A 19,782-nucleotide genomic window follows, 5' to 3' on the forward strand; every position below is an offset into this window, starting at 1 on the left:
TTTTGTAATTTTACAGTCCTTTATTTCGTTGCTTTCTTGCCAATTTACGAGCCTCACCTCGGCTCAAACCTTGTTGAGAAGAATATTCATCACTTTGTTCCTGGCCTAAAAATTTGGCAAAAGAGCTAATAGTCGGGTATTCAAACATTGGAAGCATTGGTATATCGCGCTTAAGCAGTTTTTGCAATTTGTTATTAATCTGGACTATGTGTATTGAATTACCACCTAGATCAAACAATTTGTCATTGATACCTATCTCTTCTCTACCTAGTACTTCCTTCCAGATTGTCGCTATGTTTCGTTCTAATTCGGTTTGGGGTATTACTTTATCAGTTATTTCCAACTCAGAGTCAAGATTCCCCTCCAGACCCGACAGGGCCTTGCGATCAACCTTGCCGTTAGGAGTCAGAGGCATGGAGTCAATCACAACAAAAGATGATGGTATCATGTATTCTGGTAGTTTCTCTGCCAGGTATCTCTGTAATTCAACAACAATATCATCGTCGGGTTTCGATTCTTGAACGGATTGAACAAAAGAAGGTGATTTACTCATTTCCTGAACTAATGACTGGTCTTTAATTTGTTGATCAACCCGCCCACCAACTAAACTGTGAAGGTAAACATGGCTTTCCTCAAGGTCAAATAAATGTCTTATTTGTTGAAAATCAAAACCTCCAATCTGGCACAGTCCGATCTGATTATCAACCGCTGTAGTTTCTAAAAGCTGGCTCATTATTCCTGCTTCCAGCATACAAAAATCTCTTGCTAATACTCCATACATGGGATAGACAGCGTTAAGCTGTCCAATGAAAAAGACCGCAAAAGCTGACTCATCAAATATAGTGTTGTTTCCTGTAGTATATACGCCTGCATCAATATTTGGATTAGCTGATATCAACATAAGACGATGATCAATAGGGTGATGATAGTACGTTCCTCCGGTGAGTCCATCCACCCTGCCTGGCTTAATATATATATATGTTTGCACCGGGTAGAGTCCTCCAGCAGAACCGTATCGATACTTTGGAAATGTCGATTCACCAACTCTAATCTGAAGGAGACAACTTAAAAACTCACTGAAATGTTCTAAGGTAATGGGCTCTTGTAGAAATCTTCGAAAGCTGCGACGTTCAGTAAAGACTTTTTTCAAGTTTTCATTGAGCATTGGTTTGATTAGTTGTGTATAAGGCTTATCACCTTCTTTATTGTGTATCCCCATTTCTTTTAGCTTAAATTGCAGGCGTTCCATTGGGTCAAATAACTGTACCTGTTCTATCCGGTGCACTTCGAAGTCCCCGGTCTTGTCATCCTTAGCGTTTGCATGCTTATTTACTGTTGGTATCTGTCCATTGTTGAGGACAACGTAGGCTACCAGGCGCTTGTTACCTGACAACTCACCTAATGCTGTAACTACTACTGAACTAACAGCCGGATGCCGTGACAAAACAACCTCTATCTCCTCCAACTCTATTCGATAACCCTGTACCTTAACCTGAAAGTCCTCTCTTCCAAGAAACTCTATGTTTCCATCAGGAAGATATCGACCCAGATCTCCTGTATAATACAAACGTTCTCCCGTCTTCGGATGCGTCATGAAACTCTTATCTGTTTTCTCCTCATCTCGCCAATACCCTTTTGCCAAGCCAATACCTCCAATATATAACTGACCTGGGACCCACATCGGACACGGCTCCAGCATTTCACTTAAAACATGAAAACATTGGTTCTTCATTGGTCGACCATACGGAATGCTTTTCCACTCAGGAGCAACCTCTTCTATAGGGAATAAAATCGACCAGATTGATGCTTCAGTAGCGCCACCGAGGCTAATTAATTTTACACCTTTGATCAAATTTCTTATTGAAGCAGGCAAGGTCACTGGAATCCAATCCCCACTCATTAATACCAACTGAATTGAGGAAAGACCGGCAGTTGATTGTTGACCAGACACATGTTCCACAAACATCTGCATCAAAGCCGGTACAGAGTTCCATATACTTACCTTTTCTCGCGTAACCAACTCAAGCCAGTGAGATGGCTCCAACTTTTTTGATGCATCAGGCATGACAATCGTACCGCCTACCGACAGTAAGCCAAAAATATCGTAGACAGATAGATCAAAATTTAATTCTGAAATAGCAAAAACGCTATCCTCATGTCCCACATTAAATCGCTGATTGATATCAATAATCGTATTAACTGCTCCTCTATGATCAATCATTACTCCCTTCGGCTGTCCTGTCGATCCAGAGGTGAAAATTACATAGGCCAAATCCTCTTCATTCTGTACAGGCTCTAGATCCCCTTTAGTAAATCCTTCTATATTCTCTTTGTCTAAGCTAAATCGCTTTACATTATCTGGCCACTCCAATGTCACATCCAACCTTGAATGAGTTAAAACAAACCGAATTTCAGCTATTTCTAAAAGATACCAGAGTCGTTCCCTGGGAACACCAGGATCAATGGGAAGATATGCAGCCCCTGATTTTAGAATGCCAAGCACAGCAACAACCTGCTCCCAACCTTTTTCCATAACCACTGCAACCAGAGTATTTGGTTTAGCATCCATCTCTCTAAGCTTATATCCAATCTTATTTGAGCGTTGATGTAATTCCTGATACGTTAACGTCTTACTTGAAGTTACCACTGAACTTTGGTTGGGGCGTAATAACACCTGTTTTTCAAACATAGTATGAAGCAATTCATTTGAAATCGGTGCTTCAGTGGTATTGACGGAAACACGCTGCTGAAGCTGATCAGGTGGCACTAATTCAGAAGTTACTTCCTGCCATGCCTTCTCATCATCTGCTAAGCATTGTAAGAAACGGCAATAGGCGCTGAACATATCATCTATAAGTCCATCAGGAAATAGATCATCCACCACATCCCAGTTAAAGACCAAGGCATCAGTTTCCTCATACACCAGATGATCGAACCAAACCTGAGGTGTCTGGCTTATGCCATAAACCATATCAACTACTCCAGTCAACGCAAAGTTATCCTGGCCAGACACACCAAGTCCAAGACCACTTGTAAATACAACAGGTATTGTCGACATCGAAGCATCTCCACTGGCTTGAACAAGTTCCCTCTGGACTTGCACGCCACTAACATAGCTATAATCCAGATTCTTCCAAAGCTGATTCTGATGACAGCGGGCCCGGACTTCAAAAGTGTCTTTTACCGAATTATCTATTGCAAGTATAGTTGTTGAAGTAAAGTCTCCTACGACGTAATTTACTTGAGAATGCAGGGGATGACGATTGAAGAGTGTCAAATTAATGGAAAATTCAGAACTTTTGCTCCAAGTGGTAAGGACCTCTGCAAAGGCAGCCAATAATATCCCTGAGGGGGTAATCCCCGCTCGTGATGCTTTATTTTTTAATCGAACCCAAGTTCCCTGCTCTAATCCACCACTCCTTCGGATAAATCGGGGAGATGTTATGGAATCAGGATTTGACACTAGTGGTAACTCAGGCGCAGGAGGCAACTCCAACAAACGGCCCCGCCAATAATCCAGAGACTGCTGATATAGTCCAGAGTCTTTAAAAGCAACCATGGCGAATACATAGTCCCTGAATGAGATATTAAGAGGAGGAAGAGAAACTTCAGGATTATTATAAAGTAAGGAAAATTCATAAATGAGTATTTGGATACTCCGAATGTCACCGATCATGAGATCATAGCTTATGTGAAACCTGGTACGCTGGTCGTTTAACAGAGAAGCTCGAATCTCAAACAGAGGGCATTTGTTAACTGGAAGTAATTGATGGGACATATTTTGTCTAATATCTTCCAGACGAGATGCTATTGCCTTAGAATCTTGCCCACGTAAATCTAAAACATCAATTTGGTAAGAGGGTAATTGTTTTATTATCTGCTGTTGACCATCTGCCAGAATGACAGCACGCAACATGTCATGACGTTCTATTAACTTTTGTAAGGCATGATTGACCCGCCCCAGATCCACTCCCTCTTTTTCAACCTCAACGTAGTGATGACATGCCACTTTACCCAACCCGAAAGTACCGCTTCGACCAATCAAATAAGCCTGCTGCATATCAGTGAGTGGGAAAGGTAAGTAACGCTGGTCTTGAGAAGGTACTATCTTGGGCAATGAAACATGAGGGTGATTAAAAGAAGAAAAGGAATCAGGCAACTGATCAAGTACCTTTTTTGCAAGATGGGCAACACTAATATTCTGTAGAAAGTCAATCAAGGGAATGTCCACTCCCAGACTGGTACTCAAAACATTCTTCAACTCGATGGCCTTCAGAGAATCGAGTCCCAGTTCCATCATGGATTGTTGTGAATCAAACAACTGAGATGAATCAAGCACCATAACTTTGACAACCAGGTCTCTAATGTAAGCTATTATGAGGTCATATCGTTCGCCTGGAGACGCATTTTCAAAATTATTAAATAATTTTGATGCTGATGCCTTACCAAATTGACGTAAGAAATTAATAGGCAACCCCAACAACATTTTCGCAGTATAATATTCGATTGGTATTAGATGATGTCTATGTAATAAGTTTTCTTCATTTACTATATTTAAGCTCCAATTATTTCTTTTACAAAATTTGTTATTTTTACTTTTATGTAAAGTTAACTGATCTACCTGATAAGTTTCTCCAATATCATCCTGGTTTTTTAATTCTCTAGTTCTAAAGTTAGAATCATAATAGCACTCTATAAAATCGATCGAATCCGGAATATTATTTATTGGTAAGCTATATTTAATATAATCGTAATCACCTTTAACTTTCTCACATTTTTCTCTTTCAATAAAATCTAAGAATGGTTTATTTTTGTCCGTTGGATAGAATTTTGCTTCTATTGAAGTCAAATTCTGCTTTTTACAATATTTCTTGAGCCTTAACATTATTGCATCTTCTATCCTTCTTCCCAAGACCCTACAGCTTAATAAAAATGTATCGAGAAATAATTTATCTTTCTCCTCTTTAATAATAACGACACCAACCAATCCATAATCTCCAAATCGGTCAGTCACTTCAATTACCCAGCATTTAATATTTGGCATATTAATCAAAGACTCTATTTCTTCTTCTGTTCTACGAATAGTACTCAAGTTAAATTGGTTCGTCCTCTGGGTTAATTGAGAAACTCTAGCTATTTGCATTTTCTCAACCAGATTCATACTCATTTTCAATTCTAACCCTTTGAGAAAATCAGGTAACGAGGATACGCCCTCCTGCGCCTTCCGTCTTTTACTTTCAGCAATATACTTTGATGTGCGTTTTTTATCTTCCCGGGTAACTTTAAATCTATCAAATGCCCAGGCAAGTTTTAGATAAGCAGGAATCTGATCAGCATCTTCTGGTAATTGAAGTGTTAAAACTTCAGGACAGTTGGTCATTACCTCTGTACATTCCAAAGGATTATCATCTATAAATATAAAGCTGTCCTTTCCTAAATTTAACTCGCTTTCTAACTCTTTTATATTCTCTGATTTCGCTTGCCAATTGATTCGCCAATTGACAAAATGTTCTTTCTTTAATATCATCTGCGGATTGTTTTCAAACACATCCCACACATCTGTTTCATTGTTTTTACTGCACAAAACCAATAAGAACCCTTCGTTGTATTTTTGAAGTATAAACTTTTGTAATTCTAAATGAAAATTATCTATGATAACACCTAAAGCCCCATCTTCCCCACAAACACCTTTCCATAACGTATTATCACAATCAAGTGTTATAACTTTAAATTGTTGCGTTCTAAATGAATATATTTTTCGGGCAATTATTGTTCCCATTGCTGCGTAATATTCATCACTAAAGGGGAGATGACCAGTTTCGTCTTTCTGTATATCAAAAATGTTTTTGATGTTATAAAGCCGATCCAATTCCGTAAAATCTATTATATGTATATCCTCTATCTCTTTTAAAATTTTTTTCCAGCGAATGTTCATATGCCCTAAATAACTCATCATTGTATCGCTTAATGATAAATGTGTGGAAACTGGAAATACTGCAACAAAATAGGAAGCTGATTTTTTTTTATTTTTTAGTGTTTCAGTAAGTTCCAAAAAGTTTCTCTCTATTTTTTTACACCTTTCTGCATCTGGGGTTTGATCATTGCGAATCCAATCCTCAAAGCGAATTAATAATAAAACAACCCCATCAGTAGTTGATATTAAACTTGATGGGTCAAGCAATTCCTGAAAAACCTGATTATATGGTGCAAATTGAATAGCTATATCCACATCAAACTGTTTACACCACCACCTTATATAGTCTTCAACTGGTTCAGAAGTAAATGTAGCGCTTACCGTTAATTGAACAGATTCTTTTACAGATACTCCTTCATCTTGCTCCAGCAAAACACTTCTTTCCCTTTTCCCTTCATTAAAATCAAAACGAGAAACTGCTTGTGTGTTATTTTCTCTATTCTTCATATTCACTTCTTTTTTATTTTCCAAACAAATTTTTCAATTCTTTCAGGTATTAACATTAAAGTTTTCAAAGCAGCGTCAGCGGCCATCTTTATCTCTTCCTCTACTCATATTATAAATAATTTTCTTTATTTTTTTCTTCATGATTTAACTTATTTCTGTAGACTACAGGATCAATTCCTTTAGGCAAAGAATAAACATAATAATGATAGTTTATTCCTAATAATACGGCAAGAACATCAGTGCTTCTTTTATATGCAATCAACATTATTTTCAAAATAAATTTTATTTGAGAGAGATCTTTGGTCCATAAATATTTAGTAATGTATAGAAAGCTCAAGATCCTTAGATAAAATGGAATTTTTCCAGCATACTTTTTAAAATGGCCCGTATTCCATAGGGCAGTTAGTCTTTTATAAATGGCAGGATACGCATGAATTTGTTGAAGCACCCAATAATAGGCATTTTGCAATTCTTCTGGTGTCATATTTTGAGGTTTAAAGACTACCCTTTGAAAGTTGTAATTGTTCCAATCTCTATCCAGAATTCTTCCTTCTTTTTCCATTCTCTTATAAAGTATAGTTCCAGGAAACGGAGTTAGAATTGATAACGTTGTTGCGAAAAAATTATTTTTATTTATAAAATCAACCAATTTTTTAAAATCCTCAACATCGTCTGCATCATTTCCCAAGATAAAAGAGGGTAAAATGTAAATTCCATGAGAATGAATTTTATCAATAGATTTTTTGTATTCGCTAATCTTATTTACCTTTTTATTCATTATTTTTAAATTCTCTGATTTTAAGGATTCAAACCCAATTAAGATTGCGTAGCATCCGCAACGATCCATTAAATTTAATAATTCATTATCATTAGCAATATTTAATTGAGCCTGGCTCCACCACATAATTTTTAAATTGACCAGTGCACTAAATAATTCTTTTGCATACCTGTTATTTGCACAAATATTATCGTCTGAAAAGAAAATTCCTTTTTCTATTTTGAGGAAAAAATATTTCCCGAGTAGAAACCATTTAGGAAATCTTTTTATTTCTTCAATCACTTTGGAAACAGGTTTATGTTGCATTCCCTTTCCAAAAAAAGTATGTACCAGACAAAATTCACAATTATTGGGACAACCACGAGTAGTGTTAACACTATTCATTAAATATCTTCCAGAATGCAAAAGATCATGCCTGGGTATGTCTTGTTCATCTAATTTAGTTTTATTTGTGGATTGATATATATTCTTTAGTCTGTTATTTTTGAAGTCTTCTATAAATTCAGGCCAAACATTTTCTGCTTCACCGATAATTATACTATCTGCATGTTCAAGGGCCTCATCAGCCAGCATTGTAGGATGAATGCCACCCAAAACTACTTTTACTCCTTTTTGTCTAAATTTATCTGCAATTTCATAAGCACGCTTAGCTGTATATGTTAAAGTGGTTATTCCCACTAAATCAACCTGTTTATCAAAGTTGATTGGAAGGATATTTTCATCGATAATGGTGACTTCAATATCTGAAGGAGTTAAAGCCGCAATAGTTGGTAACGCTATGGGGTACACCATAAATATTTCATTTCCCACAAGCTTACCCAATTCCTCAAAATTCCTCAAAACCCAGGCACATGTTTCAGCTGCAGGAGATATTAATTCAATTTTCATTTTTTTACTCTTTTCATTGGTCTATATAAAACTTACTAAACAATGCTCTTCAGGTTTAAAATTTCGTTAATTCTTTTGTATTTAAAAACACATAACTGTTTTCTTGAAAACATTAAATTGTTTAAAACACAAGAGGATCTTTTTTAAAGTCTCAAGTTATTAATTATCATAGCCTGTAAGATCAATATATTATGGCTGTTTTATACCTGGTTTTCCAAGACAAATATATCTCTTTTAAATAACATCCTTATCGATGTTGTTATTGATTTAGGACACTTTGTAATCGTTTTATATTATTTAAGTCTCTTCCAAACATATCAATTGTTGTTAGAGATTTTGATCCAGATTCATTTTTGATTATTTGTTTAACAAAATTCGCTAACGTTCCAGACGGTCCAATATCAATATATGTAAAGTCTCCATTTCGTTCCCAAGATTCAATTGTTGCCAGGAAGTTGATTGGCTGTCTTGTAATTTGATAATAGTAATCAACGTGAATGTCGTCATGCTTCAGCAATCTCTGATATAAAGGAGAAATAATCGGGATGGTTATTTCCAGAAAAGAAAGGCATTTTAAAAACTGCTTAAATTCATTTTCAATTGGGTCCATTCGATACGAATGAAATCCGTGACTAACGGGAAGTATTTGAGCTGAAATGTCAATTTCATCAAGAAATGACTTTATTTTTTCCAGCTTTCCATGGTCACTGGTTATTACAAAATGATTGTCGTAGTTTATGCCAGCAATCGTAGTATCAGAGAACCGTTCTGTATTTTGCTTAAAGAACTTATAGTTAGTAAGAATAGCCATCATACTCGCATTGGGAGTTAAATTTATAGTTAGCTCCGCATTCTTATGAACTAAAGCTATCGCATCTTCAAGGCTCAACACCCCAGCAACCACACTCGCCACATATTCACCCAGGCTATAACCTAATAGGTAACCAGGTTTTATCCCAAGGCTTAAAATGGTTTGATACAAGCTGTATTCAAAAATGAATATTGCCGGATGGGTATAAATTGTTTTATCAAACGGTTCAAACCTATCAGGTCTCTCCATGTAAATTATCTCTACCAGAGAGGCATGAATTAAAGGTTCATAAATTTTACTACAATAATTCATCCAGTAATGAAAATTTTCGTTTTTTTCATAAAGTTCTTTCCCCATCTGATAATACTGAGAACCTTGACCAGAAAACATAAAGACTATAGGTTTATTCATAACATAAAATTAGAAAGTACAAGCAAGCAAAGAGGAAGTTTTTCAAGCCGCCTTTTATATTGAAAAAGTTTCCTCCGTTAGATAACTGCAGGTACTTTGGTTGTAGTTTTACAAAACTGCATTTTATGAAAAAAACTCATTAAAACATACTAAAAAACGTTCTATTGAGTTGTCTAGTACCGTCTTACTTGCTGCAAGACGACTGACAAAAGGTTGATTGAAGACACCGGAAACTATCTCTATTTTAAGACAAATCAACCTCTTCAATATAATTTGAAACTGCGAGTTTCGCAGCATAACTGCCCAAAATAACTTAATTTACGTCGTTCATATTTCAGGCCTTGAAAATAATTTATTTCTTTATGATGTACGATGTTTTGCAGGTTATTGAGTATGTAGGAATATTCATGTGCATGAATATAGGCCAGAGAAGCTGTAACACTTCCATGTTCGCCGCTACCCATGTTTAATCTTGCGAAAAACCGTGTCTTCATAACGAATCATTATCTTTGTACGCAGGGATAACACCAAAGAAGGCCACTCTCTTAATCTCAGACGCTTTCAGGTCCTGAAATAGAGGATTTGTTTTATAAAGGCCTTATTAATTCTTTACTTTTAATACGTTCCTGGAAGAAAAAAGATGAGTAGCAAGCAATAATCCAGGAGTAACAAAAAGATCACTTACCAACGCTACCAACATTGCAATAGCTGCCAAATAACCAAAGCATATATTAGAAACAAAATTAGAAGAAATGAGAATACAAAAGCCGAGAGCCAAGGCGATTGAGGTAGACATAATTGGAAGTAACTCCTTTTTAAGAGTGCGAGAGATCGCTTCATCTTGATTGTTTGTATTTTTTAATTCTTTGTGAAAACGAACCATGAAATGTATGGTATCGTCAACTGCAATACCAAGTGCTATTATAGCTACGATAGAAGTAGCTGGACTCAATGGTATATGAAACCAGCCCATAATGCCAAAGTTTAAAAGGATAGGTATCATATTCGGTATCATAGCCAAAAACCCCACCCATGGGGAGAGAAAGAGGATAGAAATGATGAAAAAAATAATCACCAAGCCTAATCCCAACCCCATGATTTGACCTTTAGACATATAATCTCCAGCTTTTTTATTAAGAATATCTATACCTGTTATTTTCACCTGAACATATTTTGGAAAAAGCTGTTTGCTCATATCTTTTATTGCATCCAACTCTTTATTTACTTGCCAGGAACCTATAATATTGTGTCGGACTATGATACAAGCAGCAGAATGAGCGGAATCAAGCACACGTTCCAGATCGTCACCATCCATCAATAATAAATATTGTGAAATCAATTCCCTCGATGTCGGTATCTTAAAAAACTCCTTATCTCCATTGTTCATTTCCCTGTGCATAATCTTAACATAATCTGCAACAGAGATAGTCTTATCAAATCTTTGATTCAGATAATCCTGAAATTCTGCAATAGCAGTCATTATTTCCGGACCTGCAATTCCCCCTTCCTGGCCTGAATCGATGACAATCAACATACTTTTTCCACCAGAAATTCGATTATGTAGTTTATCTAGTTTTACTCTGATACTAGAATTTTTTTTGAAGAAATTAGTGTAATCAGCATCTGGTCTTACTTTAAACGTACCGAAAACAGCTAATATTATAACCATGGCAGTACCAATTATTATGAAGACTCTTTTGTGGACTACTATACGGCAAATAAAATCACTAATAGATCCCATTATCAAAGAAGTTTTCTTTTTCGATACTGTTGTAAAGCTTTTTGGAACTCTTGTCCATTGCAAAAAAGTAGGCACAAACAGAATTGTTACAATAAAGTTGCATATTAATCCAATGGCAGAGCAAATACCAAACTCTCTAATCATCACAATCTTATTACAAATTAAAGCAGAAAAGCCAAGAGTTGTAGTTAAAGAAGTGAGAAATATCGCCAGGCCACATTTAATGGACATATTACGAATCGCAATATGTTTTTCATTACCTGCCTTCAATTGATGATAGTATTCTGAAAGCATATGAATGTCTTCAGTGCACCCAACAACAATCAGAAGGACTGGTAAAGCATTAGATATCACATTGATTGGATATCCCACAAAAGACATAATACCAAGTGTCCACGCGACACTTATCATGCCCGTAGTTAATGGTATTATTACGGCAGATATTGTACGGAAAGAAAACCATAAAATTATGAGCGAAACGGTTATGCAAATAGGCATAAACATTCTCAAGTCATTTTCAATATATTCTGCGACTTCTACTTTTATGACTGGGAGACCGATTTGGAAGATTTCTGCATTAACTCCTTGTTTTTTTAAACGCTTGGCTTCAATGTCAATAAATTCCTGGATTTTATTTTTTATTTCATGATTATAAGAAAGATATCCTGGTGGGCTGGCTTGAATATAAGTATTGATGGCAGCTGTTTTACCATCCTTTGAGACTATATCATTGAGGAATGTCTCATTTTGTAATGCATTTTTTTTAATCTTTTCTAACTCATCTGGCCCTGAAGGTATGTAATCAATTAACTGATTTATATCCAAGTAACCTTCTCTACCAACAATTTTATTAACTGTGGTTAAACTAATGACGCGTGTAACAACTTCTACATCCTCGTCATCAATATTTAATGTTATATTACCAATCTTGTCAGATATGTTTTCTATACTTTGTAGAATCTCTTCCTGAAAAATATTGTCGCTTGTTATGCAGACAGTAACGAGAACATCATCACCAAAAATTTTTTTTACTTCCTCATAATAATCCTTATCGGGATCACCAGAAACCATCATTCCCTCACCGGAAGGGTCTATAATCAACCCAGGTAATGGAATGACAGCGAAACCAGTCAACACTAAAAGGACCGTTAAACAAATGAACGGGTGTTTGATAATTGAAGACATTAATGTTTTCAAAATTAACTCCAAGTCAAATCAATGCCACAAAAGCCCCGAATAAATAGTAAGATCTAATAATTATCATTGTACTTAATCGAAAAAATTCAGTAGTAATTATTCAATTTTGTCCTGATTTAACACCACTTGGTAACAATTTAACCAGCACTACTAAAAACACCTACCTCTTAATCTTGTATGTTTTTTCATGAACACCCATGCAACCCTACTGATAATGTTCAAGGTTTTTTCAAGTTTCGCTGAGTGAAGAAATGTTTGTCTAGGAGTGTTGTGATATCTCTTTCGATGATATTCCACCTTGTAGAATGTTTCGCCTTAATGTCTTTCATAATAGACTTTTCGGCACGCCATATATTACCTTTAACATTTACCAGCTCATCAGTAGTTAAAATCTTAAACATCTTCCCTTTCTTATTAATATATTCGCTTTTAATGGTATAGAGAATGTCTTTTCTAATGTACAGTAATCGCTTGCTGTAACCGCTATTTTTTTTCTCATTTTCTGTAGAGGGGACCGCTTCAATTACATAACAATCATGGTCATCTATTGTTTGGGCCCCTTTTAACTCATAATTATGAACAACCAGATTTTCAGGGCGCAGGTCCTCATAAGCATAATCAGTCCCCATGAATTTATTCTTTTTCCCGCTGGTCGCGATCCTTTTAACTTTCTTTAAAGCAGGTAGATATAACCACTGATCATCCTCTCTATCAGCACCTTGTTCCCATGTGAGCAAACCAACATTTTTTATGTCAGCAGGCGCTTTGAATTTAATCATGATCTTATTAAGCCCTGTATCTTCCTTAAGGACATAATTTACAATCTGTCTTTCTTTTATTTTTCCTTTTTTATTTTCAAGGGTCATTTGTACAACAGTTTTTTCAGATTGCAACTCATGCTGGTCTTTCTGCTTTTCCATAATTTCCCTACCTGTCATATCAGCATGTGTTGCCCGACAACAGACGAGTAAAGCAAGCACATAATATAACAATCTTATCATCTTCATCCTGGCTCTCCTTAAAGACTTGATTAATATTAAAAACTCTGGGTAAAAATAATCAATAACCGATCATTTTGTCTCCATCCGTGTAATGTACACCAGCCTCACCATGTACTTCAAGTTTATTAAATGTAGTTGAGAAATCAGCCCCAATTTCACGAAAATGTGGAAATACTCGAAACAGTGTGAGAGTGGAAGATCGTCCGAATAGCAGAGGTAAAAATCCTGTTCAAGACGCGCCACGCCGATCTGTTGAATACCATCATAATAACTTAACGAAACATCCCAACCGTCCACCAATGTGCTGGAACTTAATCGTACAGCAAATTGAGAGTTGTCTATATTGTTTGCCGGAAACTCTTGGCGTCCACGAATAATATTAACAATCTTAGTTATTTCTGAGGCCCAGCTGACATTATCAAAGCGTAATCTAGGAATTACAGAATATGTTGTGTTATCACCAATATTTCCGTTAATATCTAGCGTGAGATCAAATTCAAATCTATAGCAGTTTTTATCCTGTTCCACATTATGAAAATGATCAAATAAATTTAATTTAAATTTACCATTTAAGTCCAAGTCAGGTAAAAACTCTTTGATTTCTTTTCCAATAGAAACGTCATCCGCAGACATTGATGTACCGGTTGTTTCCTGTGCGAATATACCAGTTATAGCCAATAAATTTAAAAATTTAAAAAAAACCGGCACCATTAACCTATTGTTCTTGGCATTTATTGGACGCTTGCTTTTCATACCAACAGATATTCCTCGAATTTTGTCAGTATTGAGAATGCTTTAGTTAAAAGAGTATTTATATACCTTAAAAGCTTTAAATAAATTATTTCAGGTAATTGGATGTGTATAATAAAACAAATCTCATCAAAAAGCGCACTTAAAAAAAGTAAATGAAAAAGGCAGATACAATACACACAGCAAATTGTACAGAGGGAGTTGATTAGACCGCTTAAGTATACTTAAGTTATATGGATAACGAATGGTCTCGGATGAAGTAAAAAAATGTAAGTGAAAAATGTAAGTGGAGGAAAGGTGTGCCAGGATTTTATGATATTTCTCATAATTTATGTTACTCAAGTCGATTTTCTTCTTTCAACAACAGTAAAAACAGACAAGCACCAGATTAACTGGGGATTTTTTGCGATTAGGAACCAATTGTTGTTTAAAGATACGCTCGTTAAAAACCTTATTTGTTTTAGGGCTGGTTGTCCGAATATCCCAGTCCATTATAGACATAACTTAGTTATCTGTTGACTTTTACAAGGTTTATTGATAGTATGTTTCCCACCACTGGAGCTTTATTACCTATTATAACGACTACTGATCCTTTCAGTAACTTATTTTTAACAGTTGCCTGATAGCAAATTTCTCATAAGAACCACATTCTTTTGTGCATTCCGTTTTTTTACAGATATAATAGTTTTAATTATTTTCAAGAATCTATTACAATATTTGAATGAGAGCCATAATACAAAGAGTTGTATGAATATCTGATTGAAAGGTGTAGACAAAGTAATTTTATTATTGGTACAGGAGTTTTCCGTGAAACCATACAGGTTGGCCTGGTAAAGGACGGACCCTTAACTATCTTATTAAACAGCAAAAAAACATTTTAACGGAGAGATGATAGTGATCAAATATAAATGGGCTTATTTGATGTTCCTTATCTTCATTATGCCAGTCATGTATGGCTGCAGTAGTACACAAGTTACAACATTACCAACATTACCAACTTACAAACCCGAAAAACCACTACCCAATATTGATATTGTTATTCCGTATGGAGTCCGAAAAGAATTAAATCAATTCAAGATCAGACCATGGAAGTATATTGTCATCCATCATAGCGCTTCTGACAGAGGAAATGCCGTTTCTATCGACAAATATCACAAGGAAGAGAGGGGTTGGGTTAACGGCCTTGGCTATGATTTTCTCATAGGAAACGGAAACGGTTCAAGAGATGGACAGATAGAGGTGGGAGGCAGGTGGAATAAGCAGATAGACGGGGCTCACGCCGGTAATCCTGAATATAACAAATATGGTATAGGAATATGTTTAGTTGGTAATTTCGACAATGATTATCCTACAAATCAGCAGATTTCATCTCTTTTGTATTTAATAAACTATTTACAGAAACGATGTAACATTCCTAAAGAGAATATCATAATGCATAAAACTTTTCGAAAAACGGTCTGTCCAGGAAAACGTTTCCCTTATAATAAATTGATGGCTCGTTTGAAATAGGGGTTTATAGAAAATTTCACTCAGGGGCCTGAGAATAAAACGGCAATGATACCTATAAGAGACAGAAATCCTTCTGGTACTTTTCCATATATTACGATAGGAATTATTGTTATAAACGTTTTCATCTTTCTGTATGAACTCTCCTTAGGCTCGGATTTAAATAAATTTATAAATCAGTATGGTGTAGTGCCAATAAAGATAACACATTATTACCGTACTTCCAATTCAACACTTATAGAAACTTTTTTCCCTTTCATATCATCAACATTTTTACACGCAGGGTTTATTCATCTCATTGGCAACATGTGGTTTCTCTGGATATTTGGCGATAATATTGAAGACAAACTGGGACACGTTAAATATCTTGCCTTTTACATACTCTGCGGAATAATTGGATCATCTTTTCACGTTTTTTTTTACAGCAGGTCTGAAATACCATGTATAGGAGCAAGCGGAGCAATTGCAGCAGTTCTTGGCGCATATATGATCACATTTCCCCGCGCGAAGGTTATCACAATTGTACCAATATTCTTTTTCATACAAATTATAGAACTCCCAGCCATTATTGTTCTGGGTTTCTGGCTTCTTATTCAATTCTTTAATGGTACAGTATCTATAATGGCATCTAGGCCAGATAGCGGCGTGGCGTGGTGGGCACACATTGGAGGATTTATTTCAGGAATAGTACTATTTAGTATTATGCGTGTACTCTTTGTGAGAAAACCTGTTAGACGAAGCTATTAGTGTTATTATTGCTCCGCCTTATTTCGCCCGACTTTCCCAAATAGTATTGTACAGCATCAAGTCCTCTTCCTTTTTTTCCGGAAGACGTATCTGTTCTCAAAAGCGAACACAATGCAATACATGTAAGGCTCAATGCACTAGAGATAAAAAACCCTCATCAATGGGAAGCTTACTGGTTGTTATGTGAACTCCGGAATTTATTAGAGATGGATCGATTCTGGAAGGACAAGCTACTACCAGGCAGAAAAGGAACTCCTTGGCTGAATGTTATAAGAATTCCTCCTACAGATTTTTTCTGCGAAAACAGAGGTTCAGAGCTTTGTGTTCCTTCAGTGTGTAATTTGGATTATCGTATAGCAGAACTGTAGCATTCCAGGTTAAATAGGACTCAAATAATGAGAAGCAGTGGTGATTATTGTAGTTTTCGGTTTAATGTAAACTAATGCTGACAATGGAATAAAACAGATACTCTGGTGTCCGTACAATATGATATTGACAATGCTATATTGTATGTGATAATTTGTGAAATCGACTCATTTGTTACTCCTTTGTTGATGTTGTGAGGAGAACTAAGCTCAGATTGTAACAATGAGTCATTTTTATGGCAAAGCATTTGTACTCTGACCACGTACAAAGGACGTGGTTTTCTACAGCATCAATAAAATGGAAGAACTCATAATACGCCCAATTGATAAATCAGACCTGGACATAATGGACAACACATTTAAGAGTGAATTTGGACGCACTCATGCAGACGATCTTCATGATCAATCGCTGTCCATTCATACCTTTTTTGTTGCCTGGATAAATGGCAATCCAGTAGGACATGCGTTAGTCAGATGGTCGGGCCCGAGAGAAGAGACAGTACGAAAAAATCACCCGGATTGTCCTGAAATCTATCGTTTGAGAGTGTTAAAAGAGTTCCGGTCACAGGGAATTGCTACGGCAATCATCAAGAAATGCGAAAATGAAGCACTCAAAATAAACTGCCGACTCATTGGCCTTGGCACACATACAAATATTGCTGCTGAAGACAATTTATACATACGTTCAGGCTATAAATTATCAAAAGTAGGTAGCTACATCGACACGTATAAAACCAGGCTGGAAGATGGCACCGTAGATACAATTCATAAGGAAGCACAGTTTCTGATAAAGAGAATAGCACATATAAATTCTTAGATTTAAATCCAACAGTCACATCATTCTTCATCGCTCCAATTCTTTGAATAGTAACATTATTAGTTATAAACCTTTTTTAGATATTTCACTTTAAAGTCACACAAAAGTAAGATAAACCTTGAATATGTAATTCGAACTCGTCAAAAGAAACCGAAGTCTATATAGTGAAGTTATTAAACATCTAAAAGTTGGTCACTCCTCTGTTTCAAGGTGATTGCAGTAGCTGATGAGCATGATACTGTTCCTGGCAGAAATCCCCAGCACCGTGCTAATAAATTCTATCAGTAAACCAAAAAAAATAATATTTTACACGATGTAGCAGTTTGTTGGAATAACTGAGTTTATCATAGAAAATAATTGACACTTGAAAACAAACTGAATGGTTTCAATCATATTTCCGTCAGATAGAACTTGCAACCAATCCACTCCTTCCAGGGATTAACTCGTAGTGTATATCCCTTATTGGTGCAACATGATATGATTTTGCAATAACATTCATTGGCATGTATTCGTAACCCCTCGAAATCGTTGTCTTTAGAAATTGATCAAATTCATCCCTGTAGCTATTTCCCTCTACCTCTGCGTGTACGGTAATTATGTTTGGAGCATTGTCTCTCAGATAGGAAACCTGGTATTCTACCAGATTGCCAATGTCGACAAGATCAAGTCCAATCAACTCTTCTATACAAGGCTGATTTGTCGGTATCTGGAGCGTTTTGAACTCTTCACCATTCATTCTCGGATAAAACGGTAATCTGCCTCTTGTATCACTTGAATATTTCAGATTCAGTGAATCCTGGATTTTAAGACTCGTCAAATTGCAGAACCAGGCAGGGGCGGCAGTCGCTTCCGGTTCCCTACCCAGGATACTCCTGAAGGCATCAAAGGACTTTTCAAACTCTTCCCTGATCCTTTCTCCCGAAAGTCTGCCCAAGTTATCCTGCCACAACCTGTGGTCCCAGGCGTGTACACCGATTTCATGACAGTCTTTTCCGACAGAATCTACGATATGAGGCATAGATGCGGCAATTATTGGAGCCGGAAGAAGAGTACCATAAAGTATGGTTTTCACGCCATACATGCGCGGGGCTCCGGTCCTCAGCATCTTTGAAAGAAAACCCTTCTTTCTGAATATATTCCATACGGCCTTCCCGGAGTTATCAGGACCAAATGAAAGAAAGAATGTAGCCTTTATATCATACTTTTTAAGTATTTCCAATAAAACAGGCACGCCTTTTTCCATCCCCTGATATGTATCTACATCGATTTTAAGGGATATCACTCGGTTGCTCAGGCACATAACAAGCCTTTAGTCCTGCTTTCTTCTATAAAAAAATCAAGAGTTTTTTCAAGGGCAGATTCCAAACCTACCAGTGGTACCCAACCTAACAATTTCTGTGCCTTTTTTATTGAAGGTTTTCTGGTTGAGATATCCTGATACCCCTCACCGTAGTACTCATCTGAAGATACCTCAATGATCTCGGATGCGCTTACACTATACGCTTCAGATCCTGAATGATTCCTGTATAAAGCAAGCAGTATTTCAGCAAGATCCCTCATGCTGCACTCATTATGAGGGTTACCGATATTAAATATCTCACCACGGCACAATCCTTTCTTATTTTCAATAATCTTCATCAAACAATCTATCCCATCTTCAATATAGGTAAAACATCTTTTCTGCATTCCTCCGTCAACCAACCTGATCGGTTCGTTCATCACGATGTTTATGATGAATTGTGTAACCACCCTTGAACTACCCTCTTTCGCGGCATCAATGTCGTCAAGTTTTGGACCTATCCAGTTAAACGGTCTGAAAATAGTAAAATCAAGCTTGCCTTCAGTCCCGTATGCCCATATGACTCTATCGAGCAACTGCTTAGCACACGCGTAAATCCATCGCTGTTTCCTTACAGGACCGAAGACAAAATTACTGGTATCTTCAGAGAATTCAGGATCACTGTTCATACCATAAACTTCTGAAGTTGATGGAAACAGGATCCTCTTCCCGTATTTCACACAGAGCCGGACTATGCGAAGATTTTCTTCAAATCCAAGCTCAAAAACCTGAAGAGGTTCCTTTATGTAATGTGCAGGTGTTGCTATAGCAACAAGAGGGATTATCACATCACACTTCTTTACGTGATAATCTACCCACTCCTTGTGTATCGTAATATCACCTTCGATAAAGTGAAACCTTGGATTGTCGATAGAGTGCGACAATTTTGAACATGACAGGTCTATCCCATACACTTCCCAACCTGTTGATTGCATTATTTTCTTAACAAGTTTGTTACCAATAAAACCGTTTACCCCTAAAATCAGAATTTTCATTTTTTTCTCCTTTTA

Annotated in this window: 12 protein-coding genes; 4 read left to right on the forward strand and 8 right to left on the reverse strand. The window is 36.4% G+C overall.

Translation table 11 applies throughout. The features are described 5' to 3' along the window. Positions 1–10 precede the first annotated feature (10 nt). The 6 genes from SCALIN_RS06195 to SCALIN_RS06225 all read right to left on the reverse strand — a co-directional run bounded on the left by SCALIN_RS06195 (position 11) and on the right by SCALIN_RS06225 (position 14,001). On the reverse strand, positions 11–6,421 hold the full coding sequence (locus SCALIN_RS06195) for a non-ribosomal peptide synthetase (RefSeq protein WP_096893538.1): 6,411 nt from the start codon (positions 6,419–6,421) through the stop codon (positions 11–13). 109 nt (positions 6,422–6,530) lie between these two features. Then, positions 6,531–8,087 (reverse strand): B12-binding domain-containing radical SAM protein, encoded by a 1,557-nt coding sequence (locus SCALIN_RS06200; protein WP_096893539.1) that lies wholly within the window; start codon positions 8,085–8,087, stop codon positions 6,531–6,533. A 259-nt stretch (positions 8,088–8,346) separates the two neighbouring features. Then, positions 8,347–9,309: an acyltransferase domain-containing protein gene (locus SCALIN_RS06205; protein WP_096893540.1), complete on the reverse strand. Its 963-nt coding sequence runs from the start codon at positions 9,307–9,309 to the stop codon at positions 8,347–8,349. A 601-nt stretch (positions 9,310–9,910) separates the two neighbouring features. Beyond that, entirely contained in the window at positions 9,911–12,247 is a 2,337-nt protein-coding gene (locus tag SCALIN_RS06215) for an efflux RND transporter permease subunit (protein ID WP_133111720.1), read from the reverse strand. A 218-nt stretch (positions 12,248–12,465) separates the two neighbouring features. Continuing rightward, on the reverse strand, positions 12,466–13,254 hold the full coding sequence (locus tag SCALIN_RS06220) for an outer membrane lipoprotein-sorting protein (protein ID WP_096893543.1): 789 nt from the start codon (positions 13,252–13,254) through the stop codon (positions 12,466–12,468). A gap of 63 nt (positions 13,255–13,317) precedes the next feature. After that, positions 13,318–14,001, reverse strand: coding sequence for a hypothetical protein (locus SCALIN_RS06225; RefSeq protein ID WP_096893544.1), 684 nt, complete (start codon positions 13,999–14,001; stop codon positions 13,318–13,320). 740 nt (positions 14,002–14,741) lie between these two features. Here SCALIN_RS06225 and SCALIN_RS23820 point away from each other — a divergent pair. The 4 genes from SCALIN_RS23820 to SCALIN_RS06250 all read left to right on the forward strand — a co-directional run bounded on the left by SCALIN_RS23820 (position 14,742) and on the right by SCALIN_RS06250 (position 17,433). Further along, positions 14,742–14,879 (forward strand): D-aminoacyl-tRNA deacylase, encoded by a 138-nt coding sequence (locus SCALIN_RS23820; RefSeq protein ID WP_096893546.1) that lies wholly within the window; start codon positions 14,742–14,744, stop codon positions 14,877–14,879. Positions 14,880–14,892: 13 nt separating this feature from the next. Next, positions 14,893–15,507 carry a peptidoglycan recognition protein family protein gene (locus SCALIN_RS06240; RefSeq protein WP_162532180.1) on the forward strand — a complete coding sequence of 205 codons (615 nt, stop codon included), beginning with the start codon at positions 14,893–14,895 and terminating at the stop codon, positions 15,505–15,507. Between the two features lie 45 nt (positions 15,508–15,552). After that, positions 15,553–16,251, forward strand: a complete 699-nt coding sequence (locus SCALIN_RS06245; RefSeq protein WP_096893548.1) for a rhomboid family intramembrane serine protease — start codon at positions 15,553–15,555, stop codon at positions 16,249–16,251. Positions 16,252–16,914: 663 nt separating this feature from the next. Continuing rightward, positions 16,915–17,433: a GNAT family N-acetyltransferase gene (locus SCALIN_RS06250; protein WP_096893549.1), complete on the forward strand. Its 519-nt coding sequence runs from the start codon at positions 16,915–16,917 to the stop codon at positions 17,431–17,433. A gap of 400 nt (positions 17,434–17,833) precedes the next feature. Here SCALIN_RS06250 and SCALIN_RS06255 read toward each other — a convergent pair whose 3' ends face one another. Together SCALIN_RS06255 and SCALIN_RS22620 are read right to left on the reverse strand one after the other, a co-directional pair. Beyond that, a complete protein-coding gene (locus SCALIN_RS06255; protein WP_162532181.1) occupies positions 17,834–18,715 on the reverse strand; it encodes a polysaccharide deacetylase family protein in 882 nt (293 codons plus the stop codon). Between the two features lie 8 nt (positions 18,716–18,723). Continuing rightward, entirely contained in the window at positions 18,724–19,767 is a 1,044-nt protein-coding gene (locus SCALIN_RS22620) for a bifunctional UDP-4-keto-pentose/UDP-xylose synthase (protein ID WP_203415378.1), read from the reverse strand. Positions 19,768–19,782 lie beyond the last annotated feature (15 nt).

This window comes from Candidatus Scalindua japonica (genome assembly GCF_002443295.1).
Lineage (GTDB): Bacteria > Planctomycetota > Brocadiia > Brocadiales > Scalinduaceae > Scalindua > Scalindua japonica.

Coding starts and splice junctions, on each gene's coding strand:
- SCALIN_RS06250 (WP_096893549.1), top strand. CDS start 16,915: ATGGAAGAACTCATAATACGCCCAATTGATAAATCAGACCTGGACATA.
- SCALIN_RS06200 (WP_096893539.1), bottom strand. CDS start 8,087: ATGAAAATTGAATTAATATCTCCTGCAGCTGAAACATGTGCCTGGGTT.
- SCALIN_RS06225 (WP_096893544.1), bottom strand. CDS start 14,001: ATGAAAAGCAAGCGTCCAATAAATGCCAAGAACAATAGGTTAATGGTG.
- SCALIN_RS06195 (WP_096893538.1), bottom strand. CDS start 6,421: ATGAAGAATAGAGAAAATAACACACAAGCAGTTTCTCGTTTTGATTTT.
- SCALIN_RS06205 (WP_096893540.1), bottom strand. CDS start 9,309: ATGAATAAACCTATAGTCTTTATGTTTTCTGGTCAAGGTTCTCAGTAT.
- SCALIN_RS06220 (WP_096893543.1), bottom strand. CDS start 13,254: ATGAAGATGATAAGATTGTTATATTATGTGCTTGCTTTACTCGTCTGT.
- SCALIN_RS22620 (WP_203415378.1), bottom strand. CDS start 19,767: ATGAAAATTCTGATTTTAGGGGTAAACGGTTTTATTGGTAACAAACTT.
- SCALIN_RS06245 (WP_096893548.1), top strand. CDS start 15,553: ATGATACCTATAAGAGACAGAAATCCTTCTGGTACTTTTCCATATATT.